This is a genomic window from Roseateles sp. GW821-FHT03B02 (assembly GCF_059421025.1).
The window spans coordinates 12,154-26,082 of the sequence record NZ_JBWKUV010000003.1 but is presented as its reverse complement, the minus strand read 5'-3'; the positions used below and the strand labels follow the sequence as shown (position 1 = coordinate 26,082).

At 68.5% G+C, this 13,929-nt stretch carries 16 protein-coding genes; 10 read left to right on the top strand and 6 right to left on the bottom strand.

The annotated features are described in order from the left end of the window. Positions 1 to 83: 83 nt before the first annotated feature. Positions 84 to 1,034 (top strand): porin, encoded by a 951-nt coding sequence (locus tag AC07VX_RS09885; protein ID WP_493164547.1) that lies wholly within the window; start codon positions 84 to 86, stop codon positions 1,032 to 1,034. A 109-nt stretch (positions 1,035 to 1,143) separates the two neighbouring features. On the opposite strand, the gene ruvB is transcribed toward AC07VX_RS09885, so the two are convergent. From ruvB to AC07VX_RS09865, 4 genes are read right to left on the bottom strand one after another with little or no spacing between them, the layout of a single operon-like run. Next, complete coding sequence (gene ruvB / locus AC07VX_RS09880) at positions 1,144 to 2,193, bottom strand: Holliday junction branch migration DNA helicase RuvB (RefSeq protein WP_493164546.1); 1,050 nt, start codon at positions 2,191 to 2,193, stop codon at positions 1,144 to 1,146. Next, complete coding sequence (gene ruvA / locus AC07VX_RS09875) at positions 2,190 to 2,759, bottom strand: Holliday junction branch migration protein RuvA (RefSeq protein WP_493164545.1); 570 nt, start codon at positions 2,757 to 2,759, stop codon at positions 2,190 to 2,192. The genes ruvB and ruvA overlap by 4 nt, the downstream gene beginning before the upstream one ends. 27 nt (positions 2,760 to 2,786) lie before the next feature. Beyond that, positions 2,787 to 3,440, bottom strand: coding sequence for a response regulator (locus tag AC07VX_RS09870; protein ID WP_493164544.1), 654 nt, complete (start codon positions 3,438 to 3,440; stop codon positions 2,787 to 2,789). A gap of 27 nt (positions 3,441 to 3,467) precedes the next feature. Beyond that, entirely contained in the window at positions 3,468 to 4,883 is a 1,416-nt protein-coding gene (locus AC07VX_RS09865; protein WP_493164543.1) for a sensor histidine kinase, read from the bottom strand. Between the two features lie 193 nt (positions 4,884 to 5,076). Here AC07VX_RS09865 and AC07VX_RS09860 point away from each other — a divergent pair, with 193 nt between their 5' ends. The 3 genes from AC07VX_RS09860 to AC07VX_RS09850 all read left to right on the top strand — a co-directional run bounded on the left by AC07VX_RS09860 (position 5,077) and on the right by AC07VX_RS09850 (position 7,382). Then, positions 5,077 to 6,036 (top strand): PhoH family protein, encoded by a 960-nt coding sequence (locus AC07VX_RS09860; RefSeq protein WP_493164542.1) that lies wholly within the window; start codon positions 5,077 to 5,079, stop codon positions 6,034 to 6,036. Next, the gene (gene ybeY / locus AC07VX_RS09855) at positions 6,033 to 6,482 is read left to right on the top strand and encodes an rRNA maturation RNase YbeY (RefSeq protein ID WP_493164541.1); all 450 of its coding nucleotides are present in this window, start codon (positions 6,033 to 6,035) and stop codon (positions 6,480 to 6,482) included. Before AC07VX_RS09860 ends, ybeY begins: the two co-directional genes overlap by 4 nt. A gap of 117 nt (positions 6,483 to 6,599) precedes the next feature. Further along, complete coding sequence (locus AC07VX_RS09850) at positions 6,600 to 7,382, top strand: PEP-CTERM sorting domain-containing protein (RefSeq protein WP_493164540.1); 783 nt, start codon at positions 6,600 to 6,602, stop codon at positions 7,380 to 7,382. A 22-nt stretch (positions 7,383 to 7,404) separates the two neighbouring features. On the opposite strand, the gene AC07VX_RS09845 is transcribed toward AC07VX_RS09850, so the two are convergent. Both AC07VX_RS09845 and hemB read right to left on the bottom strand, forming a co-directional pair. Beyond that, entirely contained in the window at positions 7,405 to 8,508 is a 1,104-nt protein-coding gene (locus tag AC07VX_RS09845) for a magnesium transporter CorA family protein (protein ID WP_493164539.1), read from the bottom strand. 3 nt (positions 8,509 to 8,511) lie between these two features. After that, the gene (hemB, locus tag AC07VX_RS09840) at positions 8,512 to 9,528 is read right to left on the bottom strand and encodes a porphobilinogen synthase (protein WP_493164538.1); all 1,017 of its coding nucleotides are present in this window, start codon (positions 9,526 to 9,528) and stop codon (positions 8,512 to 8,514) included. Between the two features lie 383 nt (positions 9,529 to 9,911). Here hemB and AC07VX_RS09835 point away from each other — a divergent pair, with 383 nt between their 5' ends. The 6 genes from AC07VX_RS09835 to AC07VX_RS09810 are packed head-to-tail and all read left to right on the top strand — an operon-like array spanning position 9,912 to position 13,882. Continuing rightward, the gene (locus AC07VX_RS09835) at positions 9,912 to 10,340 is read left to right on the top strand and encodes a CopD family protein (RefSeq protein WP_493164537.1); all 429 of its coding nucleotides are present in this window, start codon (positions 9,912 to 9,914) and stop codon (positions 10,338 to 10,340) included. Positions 10,341 to 10,351: 11 nt separating this feature from the next. Next, on the top strand, positions 10,352 to 11,452 hold the full coding sequence (locus AC07VX_RS09830; RefSeq protein ID WP_493164536.1) for a VanZ family protein: 1,101 nt from the start codon (positions 10,352 to 10,354) through the stop codon (positions 11,450 to 11,452). 14 nt (positions 11,453 to 11,466) lie between these two features. Continuing rightward, a complete protein-coding gene (locus AC07VX_RS09825; RefSeq protein WP_493164535.1) occupies positions 11,467 to 11,793 on the top strand; it encodes a (2Fe-2S) ferredoxin domain-containing protein in 327 nt (108 codons plus the stop codon). Continuing rightward, entirely contained in the window at positions 11,790 to 12,413 is a 624-nt protein-coding gene (locus tag AC07VX_RS09820; RefSeq protein ID WP_493164534.1) for an alpha/beta hydrolase, read from the top strand. Before AC07VX_RS09825 ends, AC07VX_RS09820 begins: the two co-directional genes overlap by 4 nt. Positions 12,414 to 12,437: 24 nt before the next feature. After that, on the top strand, positions 12,438 to 13,583 hold the full coding sequence (locus AC07VX_RS09815; RefSeq protein WP_493164533.1) for a D-alanyl-D-alanine carboxypeptidase family protein: 1,146 nt from the start codon (positions 12,438 to 12,440) through the stop codon (positions 13,581 to 13,583). A gap of 14 nt (positions 13,584 to 13,597) precedes the next feature. Continuing rightward, on the top strand, positions 13,598 to 13,882 hold the full coding sequence (locus AC07VX_RS09810; RefSeq protein ID WP_493164532.1) for a DUF493 family protein: 285 nt from the start codon (positions 13,598 to 13,600) through the stop codon (positions 13,880 to 13,882). The last annotated feature ends 47 nt before the right edge of the window (positions 13,883 to 13,929 follow it).

The window sequence follows — 13,929 nt, the reverse complement described above, 5'->3', positions numbered from 1 at the left end:
GCAAAAGCCGCTCCTATACTGGCCGCCACTGTCCTTCTAGGCAGGGCTCAAGGCCCCGCCCAACCCTTCTGCAAAGGCAAACGATGAAGAAGATTGCACTCGTCGCCGCTCTGGCCGCTACCGCTGCCGCTCCGGCTTTCGCCCAAAGCGTCACCCTCTGGGGCCGTATCAACACCACCGTCGAAAGCCAGAAGATCGGCACGCTGGACCGCAAGGTCGTGGTGCAGAACAACTCTTCGCGCCTGGGCTTCAAGGGCAGCGAAGACCTCGGCGGTGGCCTGAAGGCTTCGTTCTCGCTGGAGCACGGCCTGAACAGCGACACCGGCGTCGCCTCCGGCGGCACCACCTTCTGGAACCGCGCTTCGTGGGTCCAGTTGGAAGGCAGCTTCGGCGGCGTGCGCCTCGGCAAGTGGTTCCCGGGCTCCTATTTCGCCACGGCCGACTACGTCAGCAACCACAACCACGACACCGGCACGTCGGCTGACAACCTGTACGCCACGCAGTTCCAGACCAACAACAAGGTCTCCTACTTCACCCCCACCGCCGGCGGCTTCTCCGCCGAGCTGTCGGTGAGCGCCGGCGAAGGCACGACGACCCGTGCCACGGACGTCGCCGTCAACTACGACATGGGCCCCGCCCACGCCGGCTTCGGCTACGAGAAGAAGGGTGACTTCACCCAGTTCGCCGTGCGCGGCCTGTACGAGTTCGGCCCCGTGATCGTCGGTGGCTACGTGCAGCGCGCCGAGAACACCTTCGGCGTCAACGGCAAGAAGAACTGGAACGTGTGGCGCATGTCCGGCATGTACGTCATGGGTCAGTCGGAGTTCCACCTGAACTTCGGCAAGGCCGACAACATCCTGGTCGATGACGGCGCCAAGCAGCTGACGGTTGGCTACAACTACAACCTGAGCAAGCGCACCAAGGTCTACGGCTTCTGGACCAAGACCGACAACCAGGCCAAGGGCACCTACGCCACTGGCGCGGCCGGCCAAGACTTCTCGTCGCTGGCTGCTGGCATCCGCCACAACTTCTGATCCCCGCGATCGGAAACAGGAAAGCGCCCTGCGGGGCGCTTTTTTCATGGCGCGGCGCCCGAGGGGGTGCCGGTCTGCGATGAAACCCGCCGCCCCGGGGGGCGGGGGCTCATTCCGAAAACAGATCGGTCTTGCTGGGGGGGGCCAGGCCGAGATGCCGCCAGGCGGCCAGCGTCGCCACGCGGCCGCGCGGCGTGCGCTGCAGAAAGCCCTGCTGGATCAGGTAGGGCTCGATGACGTCCTCGATCGTGCCTGCCTCCTCGCCGATGGCGGCAGCGACGTTCTCCAGGCCGACCGGTCCGCCATCGAAGCGGTGAACGACGGCTTCCAGCAGCTTGCGGTCCATCAGGTCGAAGCCCTGCGGGTCAACGTCCAGCATGGCCAGCGCCTTGTCGGCGATGCCGGCGACGATGCGGCCATCGCCCTTGACCTCGGCATAGTCGCGCACGCGGCGCAGCAGGCGGTTGGCGATGCGGGGCGTGCCGCGCGAGCGGCGCGCGATCTCCAGCGCGCCGTCGGCGTCGATGGGCGCGCCGAGCAGGCCGGCCGAACGCGTGACGATGCGCTGCAGTTCGGTCGGCGTGTAGAACTCCAGCCGGGCGACGATGCCGAAGCGGTCGCGCAGCGGGTTGGTCAGCATGCCGGCGCGCGTCGTCGCGCCGACCAGCGTGAACGGCTGCAGGTCCAGCTTGATCGAGCGTGCCGCCGGGCCCTCGCCGATCATGATGTCGATCTGGTAGTCCTCCAGCGCCGGGTAGAGGATTTCCTCGACGACCGGGCTGAGGCGATGGATCTCGTCGATGAAGAGAACGTCGTTCTTTTCGAGATTCGTCAGGATGGCGGCCAGGTCCTTGGGTTTTTCCAGCACCGGGCCGGAGGTCTGGCGCAGGTTGACGCCCAGTTCGGCGGCAATGATGTGGGACAGCGTCGTCTTGCCCAGGCCCGGCGGGCCGAACAGCAGCACATGGTCCAGCGCCTCGCGGCGCTTGCGGGCTGCGCCGATGAAGATCTCCAGCTGCTCGCGGGCCTTGGCCTGGCCGACGTAGTCGTCGAGCAGCTTGGGCCGCAGTGCGCGCTCCAGCGCCTCCTCGCGGCTGGACTCGGGCGCGGCGCCGACGATGCGCGGTGCGGGGGCGAAATCGTCCGTCTGGATGCTCATGACAGCTTCTTCAGCGCCAGCTTGATGCCCTCGCTGACGCCGACATCCGGCGGCAAGGCCTTCAGTGCAGCAGCGGCGTCCTTCTCGCTGTAGCCCAGCGCGACCAGGGCCTGCAGGATGTCGGCCTGCGCATCGCTGGCGACCGTGGCGGGCAGGGCGAGGTCGGCGCCGAGCTTGCCCTTGAGTTCCAGCAACAGCCGCTCGGCCGTCTTCTTGCCGATGCCGGGCACCTTGGTGAGCCGGCCGGCTTCCTGCCGCGACACGGCCTGGGCCAGTTCGGCGACCGACAGGCCCGACAGCAGGCCCAGCGCCATCTTCGGTCCGATGCCGCTGATCTTGATGAGCTGGCGGAAGGTGGCGCGCTCCTCGTGCGTGAGGAAGCCGAACAGCTGGTGCGCATCCTCGCGCACGGTCAGGTGGGTCAGCAGCACGGCGCGTTCGCCGAGCTGGCCGAGGTTGAAGAAGGTGCTCATCGGCACATCCACCTCGTAACCCACGCCCGCCACGTCGATGACGACCTGCGGCGGTGTTTTCTCGGCGATGACGCCGCTGAGTCTTCCAATCATGGCCCGATTATCCGGGCCCGCCCGGGCTCAGTTCCTGCCGAACAACCCGAGGCGCTGGGCTTCGAGCGCTGCTTCCGCGCGCGAACTCACGTTGAGCTTGCGGTAGATCTGCTTCACGTAGTCCGCGATCGTGTGGCGGGAGAGGCCCAGCTGCACGCCGATCTCGGGCAGCGTGTAGCCCTTGGCCACGCGCAGCAGCACCTCGGTCTCGCGGTCGGTCAGCGACACCTCGTGCAGCAGGGCCTGCGAGCTGGGCTTGGCTTGGGCGGCGAAATAGGCGATGACCTTGCGCGCGATGGAAGGCGACAGCGGCGGCTCGCCCTGGCTCATGCGCTGCAGCTGTTCGACGAGCAGTTCGCGCGACTGTTCCTTCAGCAGATAGCCGAAGGCGCCGGCCTGCAGGGCGGGGAAGAGGTGTTCGTCGTCGTCGTGGATGGTGACGATGACGGATTGCACTTCGGGCTGCTTCTCGCGCAGCGCGGCGATGACCTCGACGCCCGAGCCGTCCGGCAGGCCCAGATCCAGCAATGCGAGTGTGAAGCGCTGGCCGCTGACGAGCGACAGCGCGTCCTGTACCCGCGAGCATTCGGTGATCTGGGCGTTGGCGAACACCTGCTTGACCAGCGCCTTCAGCCAGGCGCGGATCTCGGGGATGTCTTCGAGCAGCAGGATGTGGTTCATGGGGGCCTCGGAAAACTTAGGGCGAATTCACAGCGGGATGGTCAGACGGATCACAGTACCCCAGCCGGGGCCGGATTCCACCAGACACTGGCCATGCATCTGCTTGGCGCGTGACTTCATGCTCGCCATGCCGTGGCCTCTGTCCAACCGGCCGTCCAGTTCGGACGGGATGCCCTGGCCGTTGTCCTGGATGGTCAGGATGAAATCGCCGTCCTGCACGGCGCTCGAGATCGTCGCGTGCGTCGCGCCGCTGTGCTTGATGATGTTGGACACCGACTCGCGCAGGATGCGCGTCGTCTGCACGTAGGAGCGGGCCTGGAAGGTGTGCTCGATGTCCTCGGCCGGAGACTTCCACTCGGCCAGGATGTTGGCCTGGCCCAGGCGTGAAACGACCTCCGCGCGCCAGTCGCCCAGCGCGTCGATCAGGTGCACCGGCTTGCCGGTGAGGCCGCGCACCGACAGGCGCATCTCCTCCAGCGCCTCGCGCGCCAGCGTGGAGATGCGGTCGGACTCGCTGGTGTGCACGATGGTCAGCAGCTTGGCGCCGAGGTCGTCGTGCAGGTCGGCGGCAATGCGCTTGCGCTCGCGCTCGGTCACCTGCTCCAGCTTCTGCTCGGCGAGCTGCGCGTGGCTGCGCTCCACCTCGGCGATGCGCTCGGCCATGCGTTGCTCGATGGCGGCGATGTGCCTCTCGGCGTCGACGCGGGCGTGCGCCACGCCGGTCACCAGCTGCAGCCCGAGCGCCAGCATCAGTACCGGCAGCATCAGACCCAGCCAGGGCGACGCCGTCCACCACAGCGATTCGCTGGTGGCCGCCAGTACCATCTCGGCGACCAGCGCCGCCATGGTGGGCAGCAGCAGGGCGGCCATCAGGCCGAAGTCGCGGGCCTGGACCTCGTCGGGACCGTCCTGCAGGCGCAGCCGCCGCAGCCATAGTGCCCACCCCATGGCCGCGACGAGTTCCAGGCTCAGCACCGCATGCCAGACCGTGCCAAGGATGCCCACTTGGCCGCCGGTGAGCAGCAGGCTTGCCGGCACCACGAGGCACTGGATCAGCAGCGCATGGTCGATCCAGCTGCGCTTCCAGTTCATCTGCCGCAGCAGGTACTGCACGCCGCACAGCACCAGCAGCGTCATCAGCAGCGGCCGCAGGCCGGCCGCGCCGGGCGCGGCTGCGGCGCGCAGCACGACCCAGCTCAGCATCATGCCGATGAGGAAGCTGGCCGGCCGTTCGCGGTGGTGCAGGCCCGACACCAGGCCCACGACGGTTGCCATCAGCGCCAGCATGGCCGCCACCCACGCGTGCAGCGTGGCGGCCCAGTACAGCCCGGTGGTCGGCGCCTGGGCCTGGGCGGCGGCAGGGCACAGCAAGGCCAGCGCCAGCAGGATGGGAAGAGGCAGGCGCCGCGCCAGGGAGGGCATCGACGCAATCGAAGATTTCATGGGGCGGCATTGTGCGGGACCGCCCGCCGCCCGCGCGCGGGGGAATGCACCAGCGATCAGGTTCTTTGCACGTCGGCGCATGACCCCAGGGCTGGGCTCGGCCGCCCGGCCCTGGCGCGCCATCGGTCCACGGGCCGGGAGCCGGGAGCCAGGAGCCGGCGACAATCCACGGTCACACTTTTTTCAGCCCGCCGTGATCCTGCGCTTCACCCTCGAACCCGTCGACAACACGCGGCTGGCCCGCGTCTGCGGCAGCCTGGACGTCCATTTGCGCGAGATCGAGGCCGCCCTAGGCGTGAAGCTGAGCCGGCGCGATGCGGAGTTCCGTGTCGACGGCCCCAAGGCCGCAGCCGAGCGCGCGCGCAGCCTGCTCGATGCGCTGTACGAGCGTGCCCGCAGGCCCCTGCCGGCCGAAACCCTGCAGCTTGCCCTCGTCGAGGCCAAGGCGCCCGAGCCCGCCGGGCCGGGCAGCGACGAGCCGCTGGTGCTGCGCACGCGCCGCGCCGACCTGTCGGCCCGCACGCCGCGCCAGCATCAGTACCTGCAGCAGATCCTGTCGCACGACATCACTTTCGGCCTCGGCCCGGCCGGCACGGGCAAGACCTTCCTGGCCGTGGCCTGCGCGGTGGACGCGCTGGAGCGCGCGGCCGTGCAGCGCATCATCCTGACCCGCCCGGCCGTGGAGGCCGGCGAGCGCCTGGGCTTCCTGCCGGGCGATCTGACGCAGAAGGTGGATCCCTACCTGCGCCCGCTGTACGACGCGCTGTACGACCTGCTCGGCTTCGATCGCGTGACCAAGGCCTTCGAGAAGGGCCAGCTGGAGGTCGCGCCGCTGGCCTTCATGCGCGGCCGCACGCTCAACCACGCCTTCGTCATCCTCGACGAGGCGCAGAACACGACGCCAGAGCAGATGAAGATGTTCCTGACCCGCATCGGCTTCGGCAGCCGCTGCGTCGTCACCGGCGATACCAGCCAGATCGACCTGCCGCGTGGCGTGCAGTCCGGACTCATCGATGCCGAGCGGGTGCTGGCCAGGGTCAAGGGCATCGCGATGACGCGCTTCACCAGCGCCGACGTCGTGCGCCACCCGCTGGTGGCCCGCATCGTCGAGGCCTACGAGGCGCGCGCCAAGCGCGAAGGACGGGAAGCATGAGCAAGCCGGAGCTGAGCCTGTCGCTGCAGTTTGCCGACCCGCGCCACCGCGCGTTGCTGCCGCGCCACAAGGTGCTGCGCTTCGTCCGCGCGGCGCTGGAGCTGCCGGGCGAAATCGCCGTGCGCATCGTCGATGCCGAGGAGGGCCGCGCGCTGAACCGCGAGTACCGCGGCAAGGACTACGCGACCAACGTGCTGACCTTCGATTACGCCCATGAGCCCGTCGTGGGTGCCGACCTCGTCATCTGCGCCGAGATCGTCGAGAAGGAGGCCGCCGAGATGGGCATCCCGCTGCTGGACCACTACGCCCACATGCTGGTCCATGGCGCCCTGCATGCCCAGGGCTATGACCATGAGGACGACGACGAGGCCGAGTGCATGGAGGCCCGGGAAGCCGAGATCCTCGCGGGCCTGGGCTTCCCGAATCCCTACCGGCAGGGCCGCTGAGCCTCCCCCCAGCCCTGGGGTATCCTCGTTTCCTGGGGGGAGAGCCCGTGGACATCCAGCCGGGCGGTGGGTATGGTCCATCTCTCCCAAAGCAGTGTTTGCGGGCAAGGAGTTCCCATGCTGAAGCCGCTCCGCCTCATCGTCGCCGCCGCCAGCCTCGCGGCTGCGGCTGCTGCCCAGGCCGTCGTCATCGCCGGCGTCGATCTCCCGGCCGGGCAGGTCTTCGGAGTCACCCAGACCTACCAGAACGTGCCGCTCACCATCGGCGACACGCTCAGCGGCTACGGCAAGATCGACTCGATCAACTCGCTGGCCGTGTCCGGCCTGTGCACCAGCTGCGAGCTGACCTATGTCTTCGGCGGCTACACGGTCACGTCCGTCAGCGCCAGCGAGATCCGCTTCAGCGGCGGCTGGCTCAAGGTCTACGCCGGCTTCGGTGTCGACAACGACTTCACGACCCTCAACGCCGGCGGCTCCGCGGGAGATCTGGCCGAGGCCGGCAACGGCACGCTGCTGCTGTCGCTCAAGGGCCATGCGGTGGACGCCGTCAACAACACCTTTGTCGCGACGGGTGTCGGCATCGGCACGGCCAGCCCGACGGGCTTCAGCACCGGGTTGATGGATGTCGATACCGCGGCGGGTGGCGCGGCCAATGGCTATTTCAATACCAACAGCATCGCCGCGAGCTTCGGCGCCGGCGCGGCCGACGTGCAGATCGGCTCCTCGTTCTCGGCCCTGCAGCCGCTCTACCCGAGCGAGTGCCCCGGCGGCGCGGCCTGCCTGCGGGGCAGTTCCAACGTCATCGCCACCGTGACCGCCGTGCCCGAGCCCGAGACGGCCGCGCTGCTGCTGGGTGGCCTGGGCGTCATCCTGACCCTGGCGCGTCGCCGCCTCCGTTGATGAGCCTGCCGCGCGCCGCTGGCTAGCGGCCCGTCAGGTAGCGTTTGCGGCGGAAGACGAACCACAGGCCGAAGGCCACCGCCAGCATCAGCAGCGCGGCATCCCAGAACCCGTTGGCGTTCTTGATCAACGGCATCCACTCGAAGTTCATGCCGAAGATGCCGGTGATCAGGTTCAGAGGCAGAAAGATGGCCGTCAGCACCGTCAGCGTGCGCATGATGCCGTTGGTGCGGTGACCCAGGGCGCTGAAATGCATCTGCACGGCCGACTCGGCGGAAGACTCCAGCCGCCGCACATGGGTCAGCACCCGCTCCACATGCTCCAGCACGTCGCGTGAGCGCACGCGCAGCAGTTCGCGCTCGCGGGCGACCTGCGGGTCGCCGTCGGCCGGCCATTCATCCAGCGCGTCGATCCACTCCTGGATGGCGGCGCGCTGGTCCTCGCAGGTGTCCTCCAGCCGGTGCAGGGCATCGCGGCTTTCCAGCAGCAGCGGCCAGTCGTCGAACTCGCTGCTCTGGTCCAGCAGCACGCGCTGCAGCGTGCCCAGCTGGCGGGTCAGCAAGCGGCGCAGCTCCAGGTAGCTGTCCACCATGTGGTTGACCATGCGCAGCATCAGGTCGGCCGGGCTGGCCGGCAGCCGGGCGCCGCCGCGCGCGTCGCGCTTGTCCCGGCCTTCGGTCAAACGGTCGAGCTTGTGCGCGAAGAACTCGCGCACCTGGCAGTCGGTCGGGTGCACCGTGATCAGCACGCGGTCGAAGACGGCGAAGCCGACGGGGCTGGTGTCGATGGCGCGCAGTGCCCGCTGGGCCGAGGCCAGCGTGCCGTGCTCGTCGTCGACGAACAGATCCTGGCTGCCCGGTGCGGCTGCCAGCCGGCGGAACACCAGCATGTCGTACCAGGAGGTGTAGTCGAAATGCGAGGGCAGCTGGTTGTTGATGAGGTCGGAGACGTGCAGGTCGACGATGTTGCCGCAGCCCCAGCGCGTCAGCGCGTTCTGCAGCACCGGCTCGCCCACCTCGAACACCCGCCGCCCGTAGCCCAGCCACAGGAAGCCGCGCTCGGGCAGCGTTTCCGGCAGCGCGGCCAGCTCGCGGAAGCTGTCGGGTTCGATGTGGAAGACCCGCATGGGTCAGTCCTTCTTCAGCAGCCGCGCGGCGTCCAGGGCGAAGTAGGTCAGCACGCCGTCGGCGCCTGCGCGCTTGAAGGCCAGCAGGCTTTCCATCATCACGGCGTCATGGTCCAGCCAACCGTTGGCGGCGGCGGCCTTGAGCATGGCGTACTCGCCGCTGACCTGGTAGGCAAACGTTGGCACGCGGAACTCGTCCTTCACGCGCCGCACGATGTCGAGGTAAGGCATGCCGGGCTTGACCATCACCATGTCGGCGCCCTCAGCCAGGTCCAGGGCCACCTCGCGCAGGGCCTCGTCGCTGTTGCCGGGGTCCATCTGGTAGGTCTTCTTGTCCGCCTTGCCCAGGTTGGCGGCCGAACCCACGGCATCGCGGAAGGGGCCGTAGAAGCTGCTCGCGTACTTGGCGCTGTAGGCCATGATGCGCGTGTGAATGTGGCCGGCGGCCTCCAGCGCCTGGCGGATGGCGCCGACGCGCCCGTCCATCATGTCGCTAGGGGCGACGATGTCGACGCCGGCGTCTGCCTGTACCTTGGCCTGCTTGGCCAGGATGCCGACCGTGACGTCGTTGATGATGTAGCCGGTCTCGTCGATGACACCGTCCTGGCCATGGCTGGTGAAGGGGTCCAGCGCCACGTCGGTCAGCACGCCGAGCTGCGGGAAATGCTTCTTCAGCGCCTTCACGGCGCGCGGCACCAGGCCGTCGGGGTTCAGTGCCTCGGCACCGTCGGGCGTCTTCAGCGCGGCGTCGATGACCGGGAAGAGGGCGATGACCGGCACGCCCAACTCCACGCACTGCTCGGCCGTGCGCACCAGGTGATCCAGGCTCTGGCGGGACACGCCGGGCATGGAGGCGATGGCGTTCAGGCGGTTCTCGCCCTCGTGGATGAAGACCGGCAGGATGAGGTCACTGCTCTGCAGCGAATGCTCTCGCACCAGGGCGCGGGTGAAGGCATCGCGGCGCAGCCGGCGGGGCCGTGCGGCAGGGTAGGCGGCGGGGTGGTTCAGGGAGCGGCTCACGTCGGAATTCCTCGGGCGGGCAGGCGAATCGGAGGGCTGCGGCCCGGCGCGTGATGGACGACACATCCAGACGTCATTTATTCGTGACGCCACCGCTCAAGCGCGCTAAACTTGTTCGCGAATGATAGCCGCAAGGTGGTCGTTCCCTGCTTTTCCTCCCTGAGCAGGAGCCTTAACGTGATGACAGCGATAAGGCTTTCTCGGCCCCGGTCTTGAACCGGGGCTTTTTTTCGTCCGTTCGAAAGCGCGGCTCCGCTTGGCGCCCCGGCCTGCGCAGCTGCGCCGCACCTCTGGCGGCGTGGCTTGGGTCCATCTCCAAGCCCGCCTGCCCGCGCCACCGGGCTTGACGGCCTCGCCTCAGGCTTGCTGCCCATAATGCTGCAATGCTCTGGGTCAAAGCCTTCCACATCGTCTTCGTCGCCGCCTGGTTTGCCGGCCTGTTCTACCTGCCGCGCATCTTCGTGAACCTGGCGATGGTGCCGGCCGACAGCCATGCGGAGCGCGAGCGCCTGCTGTTGATGGCGCACAAGCTGCACCGCTTCAGCGGCATCCTGATGGGCGTGGCGCTGCTGCTCGGCGTGTGGGTCTGGCTGGGCTTCGGCGCGGGGCGGTTCGCGGGCAGCTACTGGCTGCATGCCAAGCTGCTGCTGGTCGTCGGCGTCGTCGGCTATCACCACGTGAACCGCCGCCTGCTGCGCAGCTTCGAGACACTGACCAACCGGCGCAGCCACCGCTGGTTCCGCGTCTACAACGAGACCTCCGTGCTGCTGTTCGCTGCCATCGTCGTGCTGGTGACGGTCAAGCCCTTCTGAGGAGGATTGCGGTGCGTCGCCGCCAAAGCTCCGCCACCTGGCTGCTGCTGGCCCATGTCGGCCTGGTCATCTACGCCAGCCTCTACCCGTTCTGGCCGCTGCGCGTGCCGCCTGGCCTGGGCTTGCCCTGGCTGTTCGGCCTGCCGTGGCCGCAGCGCTTCTGGGCCTTCGACGTCGAAGCCAACCTGATGGGTTACATCCCGCTCGGGCTGCTCGGCTTCGCGGCCGCCATGCGCTCGGGCTGGGGCCTGCGCGGCGGGCTGCTGCTGGGGCTGCTGCCGGGGCCGGTCCTGTCCTTCCTGATGGAGACGCTGCAGTTCTATGTGCCCGGCCGCGTGCCCTCGCTGTCGGACTGGGCCTTGAACTGCGCCGGCAGCACGCTGGGCGCGGTCTTGGGCCTGGTGCTGAGCGCCCTGGGCGGCCTGGAGCGCTGGGAGGACGTGCGCGACCACTGGTTCGGCGCCAGCAGCGCGCCGGCCCTGGCCCTGCTGGCGCTGTGGCCGCTGGCGCTGCTGTACCCCACGCCGCTGCCCTTCGGGCTGGGCCAGTGGCTGCCCTGGTGGCGGGAGTCGCTGGTTGACGCGCTGGCCGGCACGCCCTGGGCGCTGTCCTGGGGTGAAGGCGTCATCGTCGAGCACGAACTGCCGCCGGGGCTGGAGGCGCTGGCCATCGCGCTGGGGCTGCTCGCTCCAGTGCTGCTGATGATCACCGTCGCCCGCCCCGGCCTGCGCCGCCTGGCCCTGGCCGGGGGCGCCGTGCTGCTAGGCCTGCTCGGCACGGCCACGGCGACGGCCATGGCCTTCGGGCCCGACCATGCCTGGGCCTGGCTCAGCGACGCGACGCGGCCAGGCGTCGGCCTCGGCATTGCGCTGACGATGCTGGCTTGCCTGCTGCCGTCGCGCGTGGCGGCGGCGCTGGGCCTCTTCGTGCTGTGTGCACTGATCGGGCTCATCAGCATCGCGCCGAGCGACCCCTATCTGGCGTTGAACATGCAGGCCTGGGAGCATGGCCGCTTCGTCAATCTCTATGGGCTCACGCGCTGGCTGGCCTGGACATGGCCTTTCGTTGCACTTGTCTGGCTGGCCGCGCGTCTCGTGCAGAGGCCCGAGTGAGAGAATTCCCGGCGATGAGTTACTACGAGCGCCACATCTTCTTCTGCCTCAACCAGCGCACCAACGGCGAGTCCAGCTGTGCTGACCACGACGCGCAAGGCGCCTTCGACCACTGCAAGTCCCGCGTGAAGCAGCTTGGCCTTGCGGCTAAGGGCGGCGTGCGGGTCAACAAGGCAGGCTGCCTGGACCGCTGTGCCGGCGGGCCGGTCGCGGTCGTCTACCCGGAAGCCGTCTGGTATTCCTGGGTCGACAAGAGCGACATCGACGAGATTGTCGAAAGCCATCTGCGCGACGGCCAGGTCGTCGAGCGGCTGGTGCTGCCGGACGCCGTCGGCCGATGAACTCGCAGACCGAAAAGCGCCTCGTTGCCGGCCCGGCCGGCCAGATCGAAGTGGCCATCGACCTTCCCGCCGGTGGTGCCACGCCCATGGGCACGGCGTTGATCTGCCATCCCAACCCCTCCCAGGGCGGCACGATGGACAACAAGGTCGTGCAGACGCTGGCACGCGCCTTCATCCAGCTCGGCTGGCGCGCCGTGCGCTTCAACTTCCGCGGCATCGGCAAGTCCGAAGGCGGCTGGGACGAGGGCCGCGGCGAGGTCGACGATGCGCTGGCCGTGCTGGCCGCCGTCCGCGCGCCGGGTGAGGCACTGGTCCTGTCGGGCTTCTCCTTCGGCGGCTATGTCGCGTCGCGCGCCGCGCAGCGCATCGACCCGCCGGCGCAGCGCCTCGTCCTCGTCGGCCCGGCCACCAGCCGCTTCGACACCGCCCCCGTGCCGGCCGACACCGTCGTCATCCACGGCGAGGTCGACGATGTCGTGCCGCTCTCGTCGGTGCTCGACTGGGCGCGGCCGCAGAGCCTGCCCGTCACCGTCGTGCCCGGCGTGGGCCATTTCTTCCACGGACAGCTGCCTCTGCTCAAGTCTCTTGTCGTGCGCGCCTTCGACCCCACAAAGGTCTGAGTCCTTGCGCCTGAACGCTATCTGATGAAACGACTGCTTGCTTCCTTCCTGACCGCACTCTCGCTGGCCGCCCAGGCCCAGGCCCCGCTGCCGCCCGAGATCGCCGCGCGCAACTACGTGCTGATCGACCTGACCACGCACAAGACCCTTGCCGAGCGCGACGCCGACGCGTCGCAGGACCCGGCCTCCCTGACCAAGCTGATGACCGCCTACGTCGTCTTCGGCGCGCTGCGCGAGAAGAAGCTGACGCTGGAGCAGACGCTGCCTGTGTCCAAGCGCGCGTGGGACGAGCGCAAGGGCGACCCCTCGCTGATGTTCATCGACACCACGATGACGCCCAAGGTCGACGAGTTGCTGCGCGGGCTCATCATCCAGAGCGGCAACGATGCCGCGGTGGCCCTGGCCGAAGGCGTGGGCGGCACGGTCGAGAACTTCGTGCAGCTGATGAACCGACAGGCCCAGGCCTGGGGCCTGAAGAACACCGAATTCAGGAACGTGTCCGGCATGAGCGAGCCCGGCCACAAGACCAGCGCCCGCGACATCGCCGTGGTGGCCGCCCACATCATCTCGGACTTCCCCGAGTACTACGGCTACTACTCGCAGCGCGACTACACCTTCAACAAGATCCGCCAGGACAACCGCAACCTGCTGCTGCGCCGCGACCCGACCGTGGACGGCATGAAGACCGGCTACACCGATGCCGCCGGCTACTGCCTCGTCGCCAGCGCCAACCGCGACTTCCCCAACGGCAAGCGCCGCCTGCTGAGCGTCGTCATGGGCACGGCTTCCAAGGAAGCGCGCGCCAGCGAAAGCCAGAAGCTGCTGAACTGGGGCTACACGGCCTTCGACGCGGTCAAGATCTTCGACGCCGGCAAGGCCATTGCGACCGTGCCGGTCTGGAAGGGCGAGGCCAAGGAGGTCAAGCTCGGCGCTACCGATGCGATCTTCGTCGCCGTGCCGCGCGGTGACGCAGCCAGGCTGCAGACCCAGGTCGAGCGCACCGATCCGCTTGTGGCGCCGCTGAACAAGGGCCAGCGCGTCGGCACGCTGCGCGTGACGACGACCACCGGCGTGCCGGTTGCCGAGGTGCCGCTGACCGTGCAGGAAGCCGTGCCGGTCGCTGGTCTGTTCGGCCGCGCCTTTGACTCCATCCGCCTCTGGATCAAGTGAGGGAGGACCTCGCCATGAACCTGCCGCCCGACATTCCGCCCGAGCAGTCGCTGATTGAATACCCGTCGCAGTTCCCGATCAAGGTGATGGGGGCACATGTCGAGGGCTTCGTCGAGGCCATCACGGCCGTGGCGCTGGCATTCGACCCCGGCTTCGACGCGTCGACCATCGAGCACCGCCCGAGCAAGGGCGGCAACTACCTCGGTCTGACGATCACGATCACGGCCACCAGCCGCGAGCAGCTGGACGAGCTCTACCGCACCCTCACCACGCATCCGATGGTCAAGGTCGTGCTCTAAGCACGCTTTGATGCGGCTGGCGTCGTCCGGCCCCGGTGGCATCCGCC